Here is a 19,490-nt window from a genome sequence, read left to right as displayed (position 1 = left end):
ACAAATAATAGTATGAAGATGATTAAAGATATAAAAGGGATAGTATTATTCATGTTATTCACTGTAATCGGTATAGCTGGAAATAATGAAAAGAAACCAAATAGCGCTGACAGAAATCAGCTTTTTGATTTTGATTGGAAATTTACTTTGGGTGATTCATCAGAAAATAGTTCTATTAACCTTGATGATAGTTCTTGGAGAAAATTAGATTTACCTCATGATTGGAGCATTGAAGGGAAAACAGAAAAAAATAACCCTAGTGAAGGTGATGGTGGCTTTTATCCAATGGGAATAGGATGGTATAGGAAAAATTTTGAAGTTCCAAAAGAGTGGAAAGACCAAAAAGTGTCTATTTATTTTGAAGGAGTTTATATGAACGCTGAAGTTTTTGTTAATGGAAAGTCAATAGGTATGCAACCTTACGGCTATACTTCTATCGAATATGATTTGACACCGTATTTAAAATTTGGAAAACAGAATATAATTGCTGTTAAAGTGGATAATTCGAAACAAAAAAACAGCAGATGGTATAGCGGTTCTGGAATTTATCGTCATGTTTGGTTGAAAGTGAAAAATGCTATTCATATTAAAAACTGGGGAGTAAGTATAACGACTCCAAAAGTGACTAATGAAAAAGCTTCGGTTCAGGTTAAGACTATGCTGAAAAATGAAACAGAGAATTTGCAAATAATAGACGTTTCAACAACAATTTCTATTAAAAAAGTGAATGGCTCTAATACTATTTCAATGAGTACTGGTAATGGATTGGGAGTTAGTTTAAAAGCTGGTGAAGAAAAAGAAATTGTTCAAAAAATAGAAGTTGAAAAACCAATATTATGGTCGCCGGAAACACCAGATCTTTATAAGGCAGAAGTGCAAATTATTAAACGAGGAGAAATCAAGGATGGTGGTTTGCCAGTTGATGTTGTTACTAAAAATTTCGGAATCAGAACAATCGAATTCAGTGCTGAAAATGGCTTTTTGTTGAACGGAAAAAAGATAGAATTAAACGGAGGTTGCGTGCATCATGATAACGGAGCTTTGGGAGTTGCAGCTTATGATCGTGCTGAAGTAAGAAAAGTAGAATTGTTAAAAGCTGCCGGATTCAATGCGTTAAGAACTTCGCATAATCCTCCTTCGGAAGTTTTTTTAGATGCTTGCGATCGATTGGGAGTGTTGGTAATTGATGAAGCTTTTGATGGTTGGAGAGAAAAGAAAACAAACTATGATTATGCCAGTATTTTTGACAAATGGTGGAAGCACGATGTGGAATCTATGGTTTTGCGTGATAGAAATCATCCTTCTATTATTATGTGGAGTATTGGTAATGAAATTATCGAAAGGAAAGAACCAGCAGCCGTTGAAACAGCAAAGATGCTGGCTAATGCTGTGCGAAATATAGATCCAACACGCCCGGTAACATCAGCAATGACTACTTGGGATAATTCATGGGAAATTTTCGATCCTTTAATGGCGGCACATGATGTGGCAGGATATAACTATCAGTTGCATCATGCCAGATCCGATCATGCCAGAGTGCCTTCGCGCATTATTGTACAAACGGAATCTTATCCTAAAGATGCCTTTTCGAATTGGAATCTGGTTCAAAAATACAATTATATCATCGGTGATTTTGTGTGGACAGCGATGGATTATTTAGGCGAATCTGGTATTGGCCGTTATGTGTATCCAGGAAAACCAACTGGTGAACATTGGGAAGGCAATTTGTATCCTTGGCATGGTGCATATTGTGGTGATGTAGATTTAATAGGGTGGAGAAAACCCATTTCTCATTATCGAAGTATGTTGTATAATAATAATGAAAAATTATATATGGCAGTACGTGAACCCAATCCGGAAAACGGAGAAATTAAATTGACTTTATGGGCAGTTTGGCCTACTTGGGAAAGTTGGACTTGGCCGGGACTAGAAGGAAAAAATATAGAAGTAGAAGTATATTCAAAATATCCTAAAGTAAGACTTTATCTAAATAATAAAGTTATTGACGAAAAAGAAACATGTATAGCTCAGGAGTTTAAAGCCACTTTTGTAGTTCCTTATGCTAGTGGCGAATTAAAAGCGGTAGGCATAGAAAATAATAAGGAAGTAGAATCGGTTTTGTTGAAAACAGCACAACAAGCATCTAAAATAAAATTGACAGCTGATCGAAATGAAATAACTGCTGATGGACAGGATTTGTCTTTTATAACAATAGAAATTACAGACGAAAATGGGAATTTGAATCCTAATGCGGCAAACCAACTTACATTTAATGTTTCAGGACCGGGAATTATTGTCGGGGTAGATAACGCTAATTTGAAAGATACAGATCTTTATGTTTCCAATAAAAGAAAAACATGGAAAGGGAAAGCATTAATCATTGTTAAAAGTACTAAAGAAACCGGATCCATTACTATTGGTGCAAATTCAGAAGGATTGTCTGCGGGTATCGTTACCATTGAATCAATAAAATAAAGATTATACAAAACGAGTTTTTGTAGAACAAATTATAAATAAAATAAATTTTAGAAGTTATGATGAATTTAAATTTTTTGTTGTTGACGTTTATGTTTAGCCTTTCTTTATTTTCGCAACAAAAAGAAAATACCAATGCCGTTTTTAAAATTGTCAATCCAGATTATGCGTTAAGTCCTTATACAGGAATGACGAAGCAACATTGGAGTGACGCAGCTCTTTATTTATTAGAAGGAGCCTTTAGTTATATCCATACTTTAGATGATCCAATGCAATTTCCAAAACAACCTGGAAAAAGTTATCCTCAAGATGAAAGTAAAGCACCTACAGAAAAATTAGAAGGATTGAGCAGAACTCTATTTATTGCTTCTCCATTACTTAAAGCGAATCCTGATTTAGTGATTAATAATATAAAAGTAGCTGATTATTATAGATATCAATTTGCTAAATTTATTGATCAAAAAAGTCCTGCTTATATTGTTCCTCGTTCCAAAAATGGAGGGCCGAGTCAAAATTTGGTCGAATATGGTGCTATTGCGATTTCATTACTTACAAATCCTGAAGTCTTATGGAATCCATTGCCGCAGAAGCAAAAAGATGCTTTGGCGCATTCCATGTTGAGTTATGGAGACGGACCAACAGTACCTTCTAATTGGAAGTTTTTCAACATTTTTGTGTTGAGTTTTTTCAAAGACCAAGGCTATGCAGTGAATGAAAAATTATTAGTAGAGTATCTGCAAAAATCATTAGATGATTATAGAGGAGAAGGTTGGTACAATGATAATCCCGCTTATGATTATTATAGTATGTGGGGGTATCAATTGTATGGAGCACTATGGTCAGAGTATTTTGGAAATAAATATTACCCAGAATATGCAGCAAAATTCAGGAATAATTTTAAAGATCTGAATGCCAATTATCCTTTAATGTTTAGTCGTAATGGAGAAATGATCATGTATGGACGTAGTAATAGTTACCGGATTGCTTCCATTGCCCCCCTTCCTTTTATGGGATTAGAGAAGGATTCTAGAATTAATAATGGATGGTTGCGAAGAATTTCATCTGGGGTTTTAAAACAATTTTTACTTCACCCAGATTTTATGAAAGATAATGTACCAACATTAGGATTTTATGGTGCATTTGAACCTACAGTGCAAGTTTATAGTTGTAGAGGAAGTGTTTATTGGATGGGAAAAGCTTTTCTGGGACTATTATTGCCAGATGATAATCCTTTTTGGACAGCCAAAGAAAATGAAGGAACTTGGGAAACCGAATTCAAAAAAGACCAAGTTTATAATAACTTTCAAGAAGAATCAAAAATCTTGATTACAGATTATCCAGAAATTGGAGCTTCAGAAATTAGAGCTTGGTGTCATGAAAAGAAAAAAGACGATTGGCAGGGATTTCGATCAACAGAAAATTATAATCGATTGTCATACAATAGTGCGTTTCCTTGGCAAGCCGATGGAGTAAACGGGGAAGTAGCAATGAATTATGTTTTCAAAAACAAAAGCCAAGAATGGGAGCCATTAAGACTTTATACCTTTAAAAAATTCGAAAATGGCATTTATTATCGTGATGCGGTTTTAGAAACTAATGAAAATATAAGAATGAATTTGGCCGATATTCCTTTGCCAAATGGTATTTTGCGTATAGATCGAAATAGTAGTACAGAAGCGGTATCGATGCGATTAGGAAATTATGCTTTGCCGCAATTGGATAAAGAAATCACTAATCAAACCAGAAAAGTAAATGGACGTCAGGTAACAATTATAGATAATGGGAAATACCAATTGGCTATGATTCCTCTTATGGGATGGGATAAAACTGAAGTTGTTACTTCGAAATTTTTACACCCAGAAAGTGAAAATAGTATCGTGATTGATGTGACTCATGATTTTGATCCAAATCAAAAATCAAATATTTATGTAACAGTAATGCTTTGGAAAAAATCAGGTAAAGAGTTTACCAATAGAGAATTGATGCCTATTAGAAAAATTAAAATTTTAGATAAGAATATAGTAGTTCTAGTAAATGGAGAAAGAAAAGTGATTGAATTTTAAATGTTTAAGAAAACGAATTAAATTATGGATTATAAAATTAATAAAGTTTAACGGAAGCGAACGATTCAAATGTTAAATAAATCATTTTTCAAATATTGTTTTATAATAACTATTTATAGTTTGGGAATAGGTACTAATTCCATCAAAGCGCAAACTTTTGATAGAATAGAAACTCTAGCAGGATTAGGTGTTTTAGAAAAAAATAATGGTGTTGCCGTCGCTGATTTTGATGGTGATAATGATTTGGATCTTTTTGTAGTGGCAAAAGCAAAAGATGAAGATGGTGTTGTAGCTAGTCATAGCAGGTTATTTAAAAACAATAATGATGGTACTTTTACTGATGTAACTAATAATTCAGGTTTAGTTAATCTATTTCCATCAACTGAAGAAGCTGCTACTTTTGATGGTTTGGCAGGATTTAAACAAGGTGGTTTTTGGGGTGATTATGATAATGATGGTTTTCCAGATTTATTCTTGACGAATACCTCTAAGGTTCAACTTTTTCATAACGAAAAAAATGGAACTTTTATAGAAGTAACTGAAAAAGCTGGATTACAAAAACATAATGGTTGTTTAAATACTGGAGCAACTTGGTTCGATTATAATAATGATGGGCTACTTGATATGTACCTGTCCGTTTGGTCAGAGACTTGTAATAATAGATTATATAAGAATAACGGAGATGGTACTTTTTCTGATGTAAGTAATCTGTTCGAAGGAGTTAACAATAAACTCTCTTATCAAAGTGTTCCCTATGATTTTAATAATGATGGTTGGATGGATTTATATATTACAAATGATTATATATCCCAGACTAATGATTTGTATATAAATAATAAAGGTATTGGTTTTACAGAACAGTCAAGTTCTTTTGGGTTAGAACGTTCTAAAGATGATATGGGAATTGCCATTGGAGATTATAATAATGACGGTTTTTTTGATGTATTTGTAACTGCAATACAAGAAAATGCTCTTTTTGCCAATACTGATGGCAAAAAATTTGTAAATGTTGCAACTGAATTGGGGGTTAATAAGTCAGGATGGGCTTGGGATGTTTCTTTTTCAGATTTCGATCTTGATGGAGATGAAGATTTATTTGTCGTAAATGGATTTGCATATAATGGATCGAGTAGTGATAATAATAAGTATTTCGAAAATTTATATGCTAATGGGGGGAATAAATTCATTGACAGTTCAGATAAAACAAAATTAGGAGATTTAGCTGTAAGTGTAAGCGAAGCAGTTTTTGATTATGATAATGATGGTGATTTAGATGTTCTTGTAACCAATAATGATAAAAAATCATTTTTTTATGAAAATAAAATCACTGATTTTACAAATCCCAAAACAGATCTGCATTGGCTTAAAGTTGAACTTCAAGGGACAGTTTCAAATAGAGATGCAATTGGAGCTAAAGTAGCTATTAAAACCTATAAAGGATCTTTGTACCGCTATTATTCTGGAGTGGGGTTTTTGTCTCAAAGTTTAAAACCCATTCATTTTGGATTGGGTTCAGAAAATAAAATAATAGAATTAAAAATTACTTGGCCTTCTGGATTGGTAGAAATCTATCAAAATATCCCAGTGGATAAAACAATTTTTGTAAAAGAAGCTACTGGTTTTGAAGTTCTTTCGATTGAGCCTAGCAAAAAAGTTTATGGCTGCACCAATCCTACTTCTTGTAATTATAATTCTTATGCAACTATAAGTTCTGGTGAGTGTATGATGTTAGACTCAGGAATTATATCGGGGAGCCAAAATGCGGTATTTCATAGTATACAAATTTATTCATATCCTTTAGCTTCAAATTCAACTGCCAATTGGGAAGTTCTAGGGGGGCAAATTGTAGAAGGAGGAATAGGAGGATCTATTAAAGTACAATGGGGAACAGCTAGCCAAGGAGTAGTTTTACTAACTGAAATAAACAGCAAGTGCTTTAGTGAAAAAATTGCTTTGAATGTAAATTTAACAACGGAACCAGTTGTTGTGCCAGAACTAAATTTATCTGTTGCAAGATTGTGGAATGAAACTTTATTAGCAGCAATACGTAAAGATTATGCACGTCCTACTGTACATGCGAGAAATTTGTTTCATACTAGTGTTGCCATGTATGATGCTTGGGCAGTATTTGATAATGAAGCAGAAACGTATCTATTAGGAAAAGAAGTTCATGGTTTTAATTCTTTATTTAACGGTTTTGTACCTAATGAAGTTAAGGAAAATTCTAGAAAAAAAGCCATTTGTTATGCAGTTTATCGCTTACTATCCTTTCGTTTTATAAATTCGCCTGATAAAATTCAAACTCAAAAGAATTTTGATTCATTAATGAGTAAATTAGGGTATGATATTACAATTACTTCAACAGATTATTCACTGGGAGACGGTGCGGACTTAGGGAATTATATTGCTCAAACGGTTATAGATTATGGTCTTGTAGATGGTTCAAATGAAATTAATCAGTATAAAAATATATTTTATCAACCAGTAAATAAAGCTTTAAATCTCTCCAGTCCAGACAATACAATGTTTGCTATTGATCCCAATAGATGGCAGCCTTTAAGTTTTGAAACATTTATTGATCAAAGTGGTAATTTAATTCCGGGCTCCACACCAAGTTTTTTAGGACCAGAATGGGGTAATGTATTTCCATTTTCCCTTAGTGAAAATGATAAAAAAGAATATACCCGGTTAGGGAATAAATATATGGTATATCACGATCCAGGAATACCACCAATTTTGAACTTGAAAGAAAAAACAAAATCAAGCGAAGCTTATAAATGGGGTTTTTCGCTAGTTTCCAAATGGTCTTCTCATTTGGATACTAAAGATGGTGTAGTTTGGGATATTTCACCAAAATCGATAGGTAATATAGATTCGTCTAAGTTTCCTAAAAATTATGCAGAATACCCCAATTTTTATAAGGAAAACGAAGGAGGAGATGTGGGTGAAGGATATTCTATAAATCCGTACACAAAGCAACCTTATGTTGAACAAAAAGTTTTAAGAGGGGATTATACAAGGGTTTTAGCTGAGTTTTGGGCAGATGGGCCCAATTCAGAAACACCTCCGGGACATTGGTTTACCATATTGAATTATGTTAGTGATAGTAAAATATTAAAGAAAAAATTTAATGGTCAAGGTAGTATATTGTCTAATTTAGAATGGGATGTTAAAGCTTATTTTGTCTTAGGAGGAGCTATGCATGATTGTGCTATTTCTGCTTGGGGAATAAAGGGTTGGTTTGATTATATTAGACCAATTTCAGCTATTCGTTATATGGCAAATAAAGGACAAAGCTCAGATGCTTCATTGGCTAATTATGATATTGCTGGCATACCTTTAGAACGAGGACATGTTGAAATAGTTAAGGAAAATGATCCTTTAGTAGGAGCGAATAAGGAGTATTTAGGTGAAATTAAATTATATTGCTGGAAAGGCCATGATTATGTAAAAGATCCAAAAGATGATGAGGCTGGAGTAGGTTGGATTTTGGCTCGAAATTGGTGGCCTTATCAACGTCCTACTTTTGTAACTCCGCCTTTTGCAGGATATATTTCAGGGCATTCCACTTATTCCAGAGCAGGTGCAGAGGTAATGACATTGTTGACAGGAGATGCTTTTTTTCCAGGTGGTTATGGAGAATTTATTGCTCGTAGAAACGAATTTTTAGTTTTTGAGGAGGGACCTTCTAAGGATGTTAAATTACAATGGGCAACTTATCGCGATGCTTCAGATCAGTGTAGTTTATCCAGAATTTGGGGAGGAATCCATCCTCCTGGAGATGATATGCCAGGGCGGATTATTGGAGAGAAAATAGGTAAAGAAGTTTTTGACTTTTCTCTACAATATTTTAATGGAAAAATTAATAAGATTCTAATTGATGATTCAACTTTAAAGATTTTTCCTAATCCAGTAATAAATAAGTTAACTATTGAAACTAATTTAGAAAAGAGTAGCAAAAACATAATGCTCTATGATATGCATGGAAAATTAATTTTAAATAAGGTTTTTTCAGATGCTACTTTTGAAATTAATTTAGAATCATTAGCAAAAGGAGTTTATTTGATGACCATTTTTAATAAAGAGATAAATATAAATAGGCTAATATTGAAAAAATAAATAAAAAGATTGTTCCTAATTCTTCATCTTAGTTTACTTTTTTTAAGTCAAAAATTACCTAGAATTAAAAAATATAAAATTGTTCTTTTTAATTACCGGTCTTGTCTTTTTATTTGTTGAGTAAAGTGTGCAGATCCAAAAAAATGTAGAAAAATGTTATATCGATTTAATAAGTTAAGCAAAAAAATCCCAAATCTGAATTCAATTCAGATTTGGGATAAATATATTTTAAAGATATTTTTTATTTAGCAAAAGACCAACTTAAATATAAAGCTAATAATACTACCTCAAACTGGCGCCCAATTCCGTTTCGAAATTCTTTTGCAACTTGCCCATAATTTTGTCAATTTGAACGTCGGTCAAGGTTTTTGTGTTGTCTTGAATGGTGAAACTAACTGCATACGATTTCTTTCCTTCCGGAAGATTATTCCCTTGGTAAACATCAAACAAATTAATGTCTTTTAGAAGGGATTTCTCGGTTTGTCTGGCAATATTATAAATGGTATCGAAAGACACGCTATCATCTAATAATAAAGATAAATCTCTGCGAACTTCAGGATATTTGGGGATTTCAGTGAATTTGATTTTATTGGAAAGAAATTTTAAAATCAAATCCCAATTGAAATCAGCAAATAAAACTTCTTGCTTGATATCGAAATGTTTTAAAATCGATTTTTTCACCACACCATATTCTACCAAAATATCATTTCCAAATCCTATCGCAATTCCTTCTGAAAACACATCGGAAGTCATTGGTAAATTTTGTGTTTTTTGAATTCCTAATCTCGAAAGTACTCCATTTACATATCCTTTGAATAAAAAGAAATCAGATGGTTTTTGTGTATTTGTCCAACTTTCTTGATTTCGATTTCCAGTTATAAATAGGGTTAAATGTTTGTGTTCTTCGAAACCAGCAAGGTATTTATGATAGGTTTTTCCAAATTCAAAAAATTTCAAATCTGAATTTCTACGATTAATGTTATAGGATAAAGCTTCTAAACCGGAAAACAATAAGGATTGTCTCATGGCTGCTAAATCATTACTTAAAGGATTTAACATAATGACATTATGATCTTCTTTTAAGTCTTCGGACAATTGAATATAAGATGCTGTAGTCAACGAATTGGCCATCATTTCATTGAATCCTTGAGAATTCAATTGAGATGCAATTACATTTTGAACCTTGTAATCTTCAGTTCTTGGAGAAATGGAAACCGTAGCATTTAATTTATCCGAAAATTTAATATTGTTGTATCCATATACTCGAAGGATTTCTTCGATAACGTCTATTTCTCTTTGAACATCTACACGATAAGCAGGAATCACTAATCCCAAACCAGCATCGGAAACACTATTTATTTTTATTTCTAATGAGGCAAGAATATTCTTGATGATTTCCTTTGGAAGTTCTTGGCCAATAATTTTCTTTACGTTATTAAAGTTCAAAACCACTGGAAAATCTTCAATTTTCTTTGGATAGATGTCAACAATATCCGAGGTGATTTCGCCTCCAGAAACTTCTTGAATTAATAAAGCGGCTCTTTTCAGGGCATAAGCTGTTATTGTTGGATCAATTCCTCTTTCAAATCTAAAAGAAGCATCAGTGTTTAATTGATGTCTTTTAGCACTTTTTCGAATACTTACTGGATTAAAATAGGCACTTTCTAAGAATATTGAGGTTGTTTTTTCAGTAACCCCTGATTTTTTACCACCAAAAACACCTGCTATACAAAGTGGTTCGTTTTCATCACAAATCATTAAATCCTCTTCATGCAAAGTTCTTTCGATATCATCTAGAGTGGTGAACTTTGTCCCAGCAGGGAGTGTTTTTACTGTGATTTTACCATGTATTTTAGCAGCATCAAAAGCATGTAGCGGTTGTCCTAACTCATGTAAAACATAATTAGTAACATCAATAATGTTGTTTTTTGGATTAATTCCAATTGCTTTTAGTCGGTCTTGTAACCATCTTGGAGAAGGTTTAATAGTAATCCCAGAAATGGTAACACCACAATATCTAGGAGCTAATTTAGCTTCAATTACAGCAACGTCAATTTTTAAAATACGTTTGTCTACTCTAAAATTACTTACAGACGGTGTAATGAATTCAACATTTAAACCTGTTTGCATTAAACCAGCTCTTAAATCACGGGCAGTTCCTAAATGGCTCATGGCATCAGCACGATTGGGAGTTAATCCGATTTCAAAAACTTCATCGTTTTCAATATTAAAAAGACTAGATGCTTTTACTCCTGCGAGAACTGAATTGTCCAGAACCATAATACCTTCATGGCTTGTTCCAAGACCTAATTCATCTTCGGCGCAAATCATACCGAGGCTTTCCTGTCCGCGAATTTTTCCTTTTTTTATTTGAAAAGATTCTCCTGCTGCATCATACAAAGTAGTGCCTATAGTGGCCACTAATACTTTTTGACCAGCCGCTACGTTACTCGCTCCACAAACAATTTGTAATGGAATTCCATGACCTAAATCTACTGTTGTCACTTTTAATCTGTCGGCATCAGGATGTTGAACACAGGTAAGAACGTGACCCACAATAATACCTTCAAGACCACCTTTTACAGATTGGTATTTATCGACCATTTCAACTTCAAGACCTAAATCGGTCAATAGGGCAGCGGTCTCTTCGGATTTCCAGTCTATTTTTATGAACTGTTTTAACCAGTTGTACGATATTTTCATTTGAAATTTTAAATAATATTACTTAGTCAGTTTGACTTGCGGTCTCGGATGCAAATATAAGGATTGCTGTTTGTAGAAAGAAACTATTTATTTGGTTTTTTATTTTTGAATATCGAAAAAAAATAATTGTTTGTAAATAGGAATTATTTAATATAATTTATTAATAATTATATAATATTTCATTTAATAGCTATAAATAAATACAAAGTAAAATTTTATGCTACTATTTGAATGAATTGTGCTATTGTATTGAATTGAATGAGACTATTTTTGAAAAAACAAAATTTATAAAAACATGGACAACATAGTAAAAAGACCTGAATTTAAGGCAACGTACAATAATTACATAGGAGGAAAATTTGTTGCACCAATCGGAGGACAATATTTTGATGTTGTTTCTCCTATTGATGGAAAAGTATTTACTAGGGCGGCTCATTCAACTAAAGTTGACATTGATTTGGCTGTTGATGCGGCTTATGAAGCTTTTCAAACCTGGGGAAAAACATCTGTGACAGAGCGAAGTAATTTATTGAACAGAATTGCACAAGTTATTGAAGATAATCTTGAATATATAGCTACTGTTGAAACCATAGATAATGGAAAAGCAATTCGGGAAACCTTAGCTGCGGATATTCCATTGGCAATTGACCATTTTAGGTATTTTGCTGGTGTAATTCGTGCTGAGGAAAGTTCAATTGCAGAATTAGATCATCAAACGGTTTCTATTGCACTAAGTGAACCATTAGGTGTAATTGCTCAAATTATTCCTTGGAATTTTCCAATTTTAATGGCAGTATGGAAACTGGCTCCAGCATTGGCTGCAGGAAATACAGTCGTTTTAAAACCAGCAGAAAGTACTCCGATTTCTATTTTAGTTTTAATGGAATTGATTGGAGATATACTTCCTCCTGGGGTTATAAATATTGTGAATGGTTTTGGAGCAGAACTTGGAAGAGCTTTGGTAACCAACAAAAAAGTATCAAAAGCGGCATTTACTGGATCTACTCCAACGGGTCGTTTAGTGATGCAATATGCTACTGAAAATATTATTCCAGTCACATTAGAATTGGGAGGAAAATCTCCAAATATTTTTATGAAATCTGTTGGTGATGCTGATGATGATTTCTTTGATAAAGCTATTGAAGGCGCTGTATTATTTGCTTTAAATCAAGGAGAAATTTGTACTTGTCCTTCTCGGTTATTAATTCACGAAGATATTTATGAAAAATTCATTGCAAGAATACTTGAAAGAACAGCGGCTATCAAAATGGGAAATCCATTAGACAGAAGCACTATGATGGGAGCGCAGACTTCATTGGTTCAAAAAGAAAAAATACTGTCTTATATTAAATTAGGCAAGGAAGAAGGTGCGGAATTGTTAATTGGTGGTGCAGAAAACCATATGGAAGGGGATCTTTCAGGCGGTTATTATATCAAACCAACTCTTTTCAAAGGGAATAATAAAATGCGTATTTTCCAAGAAGAAATCTTTGGGCCAGTATTAGCGGTAACCACTTTTAAAACTACCGAAGAAGCAATTGCAATAGCAAATGACACCATGTATGGTTTAGGAGCTGGAGTTTGGACTCGTGATGCGCACGAAATTTATCAGGTTCCAAGAGCTATTCAAGCAGGTCGTGTTTGGATTAATCAATATCATTCTTATCCTGCTGGCGCACCTTTTGGAGGATACAAGCAATCAGGAATTGGTCGTGAAAATCATAAAATGATGCTTGGACATTATCGTCAAACCAAAAATATGTTGATTTCTTATGACAAAAAGAAATTGGGTTTCTTTTAGAAATCAGTTGATATTTCGTTAATTTTAAACCTGACAGATTGCTTAATTTGTCAGGTTTTTTTAAAATTATAAAAAAATGATAAAAAGAATTGGTGCTACAGCAAAAGCAATAGAATTAATTAAAATATTGCAGGAAAAACACGGCGATTTGATGTTTTATCAAGCCGGAGGATGTTGTGAGGGAACACAGCCGCAATGTTTTGAAAAAGGAGGATTCTATCAAAGATTAGGTGATGTTTGCATTGGTACAATCGAAAATACCGAATTTTGGGTTGACAAGGATTTATTCGAATATTGGAAACATACCCATTTTACTTTGGACGTAATCGATGCTTTTGGAGCAGGTGGATTTTCGCTAGAAACCCCTTTGAAAAAAACATTTCAAATTGAATACCGAATTTTCACACCAGAGGAGGAGCAATTGCTTGAGCCTGTTAAATACATTGAATAATCTAATTTACGTACAACAATTGATATTGTTTTGGTGTAATTCCTTCGTGTTTTTTGAACAATCGAATGAAATAATTGGAATCTTCAAAACCAGATAAATAACAGACTTCATTGATTTGTATCGTAGGATTTTTGAGTAATTGCTTGGCACATCTTATTTTCTCGTTAATTACAAATTCAAGAGGACTCATACCTAATTCTCTTTTGAAAAGTCTATAAAATGAAGCCGTACTCATACCTACTTTTTCACTCAAATGTTTCAAATTTATATTTTCGTTCAAATTCAACCGAATGAATTCTACCACATGAAAAATAGGATTTTTTGGGTCGGTAAATACGCCATCGTCAATTGCTTTTGCCGATTGTGTTTGAATAATTCGAATCAATAATTCTTGCAAAGTCAAATCAGCCAATACATCTTTGGTAATAGAGGTACTCATACATTCTTTTATCAATTTGTTGATGGTTGTCGCCAATTCCACATTATTATAAAAAAAATAATTTTGATAATTCAATTGCCAAAATTGGTCTTTTCCATCTTTTGGATATCTTTCATTCAAAAATTGTAATGTATCGCTAATTTTTGTTTGGTCTATTGCTAATGCCAAACATTGTGTAGGATTTTTTATTGAAGCTTCTGGAAAATCGATTTTCATTTCAACATTCGAAGGAATCACAACGGTTTCTCCGGGTAAATAATCAAAACCAGGATCATCAAAAAGATGCATTACTTTCTTGCCTCTTAACATGCTAGTTACTACTAAATCATTAAATTTTAATGGAACAAGTACTGAAGATTCATAGGTTTCAAATAGATTGAGTTCACAATGATTTAAGGAATATACCGATCTGTTTTCCACTAATGTTTTTAACGATTTCTCGTTAGTTAAATTTGGAGGATTGATAAATGTCCGATTATTATTCATAAATTAAACTATTTTACTAAGTAAATTTAAATCTATTGAAAATAATCGTGATAATCACAATTTCTTACGAAAGATTTCAAAAACTAATATTCCCAGCCAATTCTTTTAAAGCAATTTCAGAAAGTTTGGCTTGAAATTGGGCATCGCTATAACGCACTTTTGCATTGATATAATTCAATTGTGCGGTTCTAAACTCCAGTGAAGTTATAGTTCCAATATGAAATTTATCAAGAGTGATTTCTAGATTTTGTTTTGCAATTGTTTCATTATTTGCTTCTAAATTAATTAACTCAAGATTCGTTAAGTAGGTTTGAAATGAAATTGCTAATTGAGCGGTCAAAATTGTATTTTGTTGGTCTAAAAAAATTTTACTGTTTTCCACTTCAATTTGGGCGTTTTTTTCATTTCTATTTTGATTGAAACCGTCAAAAATATTCATGCTAGCTGTAAAACCATAATTTAAACCTCGAGAATTCGATTGTTTTGTAAATCCTAAACTCGATTGGCTATCGGCAAAATTATAAGCTGAAGTTAACGATATTGTAGGATAACGATCTGATTTTACTTTTTTAAGTTCTAATTCGGCAATGCGATTGTTTATTATTTGTGCTTCTAATTCAGGGTTTTGTTTTTGTGCTAAATCTAATAAATCACTGTAAATCAATTTTTCATCTACCATTATTTCATCTGCCACTTCAAATGGTGTTTTTGAATCTCGAGCTAATATCTGATTCAAAGCAATTTTAGTATTGGCATAAGATTCTTTTTGACGTAACAATGCAACTTGATCAGTATTCAAATCCACTTGCGCATTTAATACTTCTAGTTTTGAAGCTTTCCCTATTGTATAACGATTTTTTGCTAATTCCAATCTTTGTTTCGAAATAACGATACTCGAATCTAAAGCGGTCAATTGCTGTTGTTGTTGCACCAAATCATAATAATTCAGACTTACTTGTCCCAGTTTGATTAAGATGGTTTTTTTCAACTGCGCCTCTCCCAATTTTTGTAATGCTTTTAATTGGTCGGCTTTTGCAAACATTTTCAATCCATCAAATACAGTCCATCCAAGGCCAACACCATAATTTAAACTATTATTTTTGGCATTGTTCAAAGAAACAGTGGAATCGTCTTGGCGCGTTTGTGAGGTATTTTGAATGCTATTATTATCTACTACAGAAGCAGTCACTATAGGAAGCATGCCTGTGTTTCCAATTGTGTTGTTGTTTTCACCAATTTTGGCATTATTGGAAGCGATTTTTATTTCAAAATTATTTTCTAATGCTATTTTGGTGGCATTTTCGATCGTTAAAATTTCTTGTGCTTGCAGATGAAGTACTGAAAATAACACTAAAAATAATAAAAGGTATCTTTTTTTTGAATTCATAATTAGTGGTTTTGTTTTATTTCTCGTTCATATTCTTCGATATGATCAAATTCGGGATAATGTTTTCTTTTTTTAGACCACATTAAATACAAGGCCGGAATTATAAATAAGGTCAATATTAAGGAGAATATGGTACCTCCTACAATTACAACTCCCATTCCAATTCTACTTTTAGAGGCTTCACCTAATGACAAAGCAATTGGTAAAGCGCCTAATGCAATGGCCAGACTAGTCATCAAAATAGGTCTCAATCGAGCTTCGGAAGCCTCCATAATGGCATCGATTTTAGATTTTCCTTGTTCCCGTAATTGGTTGGCAAATTCGACAATCAAAATACCATTCTTGGTTACTAAACCAATTAGCATTATGGTTCCAATTTGGCTAAAGATGTTCCAAGTCTGATCAAACAACCACAAGGAGAATAGGGCTCCGGCGACAGCCATTGGCACCGTTAAAATGATTATAAAGGGATCGACAAAACTCTCGAATTGGGCGGCAAGAATTAAAAATATCAATAACAAAGCCAATCCAAAGGCAAAGGAAGTATTGGAACCACTCTCAATAAAATCTCTGGATTCACCACCCAAATCGGTTGTAAAAGAATCATCTAATACTTTGGCTTTAATTTCGTTCATGGCATTAATTCCATCTCCAATACTTTTCCCTGGGGCAAGAGCCGCAGAAACCGTTGCCGACATATAGCGGTTGTTATGATACAATTGTGGGGGATTGCTTTTTTCATCAATTTTGACCACATTATCCATTTGTATCAATTCCCCTTTATTGTTTTTGACATACATCGAAGTTAAATCCATAGGTTTTGAACGGTCTTTTTGTTCGAATTGACCAATTACTTCATATTGTCTTCCGTTTTTGATAAAATAACCAAAACGTTGTCCACTCAAAGATAGTTGTAAAGTCTGGGCAATATCGATTACTGAAATCCCTAAACTTTCGGCTTTATCTCGGTCAATTGTTACATTTATTTCGGGTTTATTGAATTTTAAGTTCACATCGGTGGTAGCAAAGGTTTCGTTTTTATTCGCTTCATCCATAAATAATGGGATTTTTTCTTGTAATTTCTCAAAATTAGGCGCTTGAATAATATACTGAATTGGCAAACCACCGCGACGACTCACTGAAATAGTAGGTTGTTGAATTACAGCTGTTTTTACATCAGGATATTTTTTTGTCAACTTTGTCATTTGATCCGCAATATCCATTTGAGAACGTTTTCTTTCTTTTGGAGTTTTCAAAGATATTCTAATAAAACCACTATTTACGGCACCTGCACCACTAAATCCAGGAGATGTAACCACTAAACTCACTTGTTTTTCTGGAATTGAATCATCAACTAATTTTGAGATTTCCTGCATGAATCTATCGGTATATTCATAGGTTGCACCTTCTGGAGTATTCATCCGCATCACAAATCCGCTTCGATCATCTAATGGAGCTGTTTCTTTTTGAAGAATACTAAAAAACATATAAATCATTCCAAAACACACTATTATAATTGGAAAACTAATCCATTTCTTAGCCATAAAACGGTGTAAATAGTGTGAGTATCCAGCGTTTAATTTTTGAAAATAAGGTTCCGTTTTAAGGTAAAAATTGGATTTTGTTTGCTCGCCACCTTTCATCAAATAGGCATTCAACATTGGTGTTAATGTCAAGGATACAAAGGCGGAAACTAAAACTGCCGCACCAATGACGACACCAAACTCCCGAAACAGTCGACCAACAAATCCTTCAAGAAAAATTACAGGTAAAAATACAGCAGCCAAGGTGACAGAAATAGAAATCACCGCAAAAAAGATTTCATTCGATCCCTTAATTGCTGCTTCTATAGGTGTCATACCTTCTTCGACTTTTTTGAAAATGTTTTCAGTTACAACAATTCCATCATCGACGACGAGTCCTGTGGCTAATACAATAGCTAATAAGGTCAATACATTTATCGAAAATCCGAAAAGCCACATGATAAAAAAGGTTGCGATTAAGGAAACTGGAATATCAATTAACGGTCGGAATGCTATGGCCCAGTCTCTAAAAAACAGGTAAATAATTAAAATTACCAGAATTAAAGATACTCCTAAGGTTTCTGCTACTTCCAATACTGATCTTTTTACAAAAATAGTATTGTCAATAGCAATATTTAGTTTTACATCCTTTGGTAAGTCTTTTTTTAGTTTGGCAAATTCTTTATAAAATGCTTTCGAAATATCGAGATAATTGGCACCAGGAAGTGGAACTATTGCAACGGCAACCATGGGCGTTCCTGATTGAGTCAATTGGGTTTCAATGTTTGATGCATCAAGATTTGCGCTTCCAATATCACTGAATCGTACCGTTTTATCACCAACTGTTCTGATAATGATGTTGTTAAATTCGTCGGCTGTGGTCAAATTTCCAACCGTTTTTACCGTTAATTCTGTATTGTTTCCTGTAATTTTTCCTGAGGGTAATTCTACATTTTGCTTGTTTAATGCCGTTTTAACCTCGGCAACGGTAATACCATATGAAGCTAATTTTTCTGGATTTATCCACAAACGCATAGCGTATTTTTTTTGTCCCCAAATTTGAATTCCACTCACTCCAGGAATAGTTTCTAGTCTTTGTCCTATGATATTTTCGGCAAAATCGCTTAATTCTAAAGCACTTCGAGTATCGCTTTGAACGGTCATCGAAATAATTGCGTCGCTATTAGCATCTGCTTTAGAAACAATAGGTTGGGAGTCAATATCCTGGGGTAAATTTCGAACAGCTTGAGAAACTTTATCTCGAACATCGTTTGCGGCGGTTTCTAAATCTTTGTCTAGATTAAATTCGATTGTAATAGAGCTACTCCCTTGATTACTTGAAGAGGTAATATTCTTTATTCCATCAATTGCGTTTATGGCTTTTTCGAGAGGTTCGGTAATTTGCGATTCAATAATGTCGGCATTAGCACCGGTATAATTGGTACGAACTGAAATCTGGGCTGGATCAATAGAAGGAAATTCTCGAACACCTAAAAAAGTATAACCAATTATCCCAAACAGAATAATCAATAAATTTAATACTATTGTTAGTACAGGTCTTCTTATACTTATTGTGGATAAACTCATTTTTGATATACTATTTAGGATATTGGATGTACGATATTATATTTAGGAAATACAATACGTTGAATTTTTAATTGGCGCAATTTATTCTTGCCGTTTTAATTGATGATACTATGATTGCAACTAATTCATTTGCTTCTTTTATAAGTATTTCAATGTTTGAATTTAGATTCAGTTTTTCTATGGTTGTTATCTCTAAAAGTAATTCAAGAAAAAAATGACTTTCATCAGCTTCTTCTTCAACAATTTTTAATTTATTAATGAAATCGGCCGCTGATTTTGCTCTTTGAGAAGCTCTGTAATTTGCACCTACAGAACTTGAACATCGAATAAGTTGATTAACATAAGCATTATATTCTCTAGATTTTGGTAGTTTACTACAGAGTATCCAACAATCGATGGCGAACTTTTTTGTTCTTTTTAGCATTATTTCTTTCATTTCAAACAATTTAAGGTTCT

Annotated in this window: 10 protein-coding genes; 5 read left to right on the top strand and 5 right to left on the bottom strand. The window is 33.1% G+C overall.

Annotated features, from left to right (window positions below):
• Positions 1 to 12: 12 nt before the first annotated feature.
• The 3 genes from E0F76_RS18360 (at position 13) to E0F76_RS18350 (ending at position 8,657) form a co-directional block, all read left to right on the top strand.
• On the top strand, positions 13 to 2,475 hold the full coding sequence (locus E0F76_RS18360) for a sugar-binding domain-containing protein (protein ID WP_220398949.1): 2,463 nt from the start codon (positions 13 to 15) through the stop codon (positions 2,473 to 2,475).
• A gap of 59 nt (positions 2,476 to 2,534) precedes the next feature.
• Complete coding sequence (locus tag E0F76_RS18355; protein ID WP_132009714.1) at positions 2,535 to 4,538, top strand: DUF2264 domain-containing protein; 2,004 nt, start codon at positions 2,535 to 2,537, stop codon at positions 4,536 to 4,538.
• A gap of 69 nt (positions 4,539 to 4,607) precedes the next feature.
• Positions 4,608 to 8,657: an FG-GAP-like repeat-containing protein gene (locus tag E0F76_RS18350; RefSeq protein WP_132009712.1), complete on the top strand. Its 4,050-nt coding sequence runs from the start codon at positions 4,608 to 4,610 to the stop codon at positions 8,655 to 8,657.
• Between the two features lie 282 nt (positions 8,658 to 8,939).
• Here the strand turns inward: E0F76_RS18350 and pheT are convergent, their stop codons facing one another.
• A complete protein-coding gene (pheT, locus tag E0F76_RS18345; RefSeq protein WP_132009710.1) occupies positions 8,940 to 11,360 on the bottom strand; it encodes a phenylalanine--tRNA ligase subunit beta in 2,421 nt (806 codons plus the stop codon).
• Positions 11,361 to 11,655: 295 nt separating this feature from the next.
• On the opposite strand from pheT, the gene E0F76_RS18340 reads away from it, so the two are divergent.
• Positions 11,656 to 13,161 carry an aldehyde dehydrogenase family protein gene (locus E0F76_RS18340; RefSeq protein ID WP_132009708.1) on the top strand — a complete coding sequence of 502 codons (1,506 nt, stop codon included), beginning with the start codon at positions 11,656 to 11,658 and terminating at the stop codon, positions 13,159 to 13,161.
• A 76-nt stretch (positions 13,162 to 13,237) separates the two neighbouring features.
• Positions 13,238 to 13,612, top strand: coding sequence for a DUF779 domain-containing protein (locus E0F76_RS18335; protein ID WP_132009706.1), 375 nt, complete (start codon positions 13,238 to 13,240; stop codon positions 13,610 to 13,612).
• 1 nt (position 13,613) lies between these two features.
• Here E0F76_RS18335 and E0F76_RS18330 read toward each other — a convergent pair whose 3' ends face one another.
• From E0F76_RS18330 to E0F76_RS18315, 4 genes are all read right to left on the bottom strand, one after another.
• On the bottom strand, positions 13,614 to 14,537 hold the full coding sequence (locus E0F76_RS18330; RefSeq protein ID WP_132009704.1) for an AraC family transcriptional regulator: 924 nt from the start codon (positions 14,535 to 14,537) through the stop codon (positions 13,614 to 13,616).
• A 76-nt stretch (positions 14,538 to 14,613) separates the two neighbouring features.
• Positions 14,614 to 15,924, bottom strand: coding sequence for a TolC family protein (locus E0F76_RS18325; protein WP_132009702.1), 1,311 nt, complete (start codon positions 15,922 to 15,924; stop codon positions 14,614 to 14,616).
• A gap of 2 nt (positions 15,925 to 15,926) precedes the next feature.
• Positions 15,927 to 19,034, bottom strand: coding sequence for an efflux RND transporter permease subunit (locus E0F76_RS18320; RefSeq protein ID WP_132009700.1), 3,108 nt, complete (start codon positions 19,032 to 19,034; stop codon positions 15,927 to 15,929).
• Between the two features lie 67 nt (positions 19,035 to 19,101).
• Positions 19,102 to 19,470, bottom strand: coding sequence for a four helix bundle protein (locus E0F76_RS18315; RefSeq protein WP_132009698.1), 369 nt, complete (start codon positions 19,468 to 19,470; stop codon positions 19,102 to 19,104).
• Positions 19,471 to 19,490: the final 20 nt, after the last annotated feature.

The sequence above is a fragment of the Flavobacterium cellulosilyticum genome (assembly GCF_004349355.1).
In the GTDB taxonomy this organism is placed as follows: Bacteria; Bacteroidota; Bacteroidia; order Flavobacteriales; family Flavobacteriaceae; genus Flavobacterium; species Flavobacterium cellulosilyticum.
Note: the sequence above shows the minus strand (reverse complement) of the source record. Positions and strands in the feature narration are given on the sequence as shown.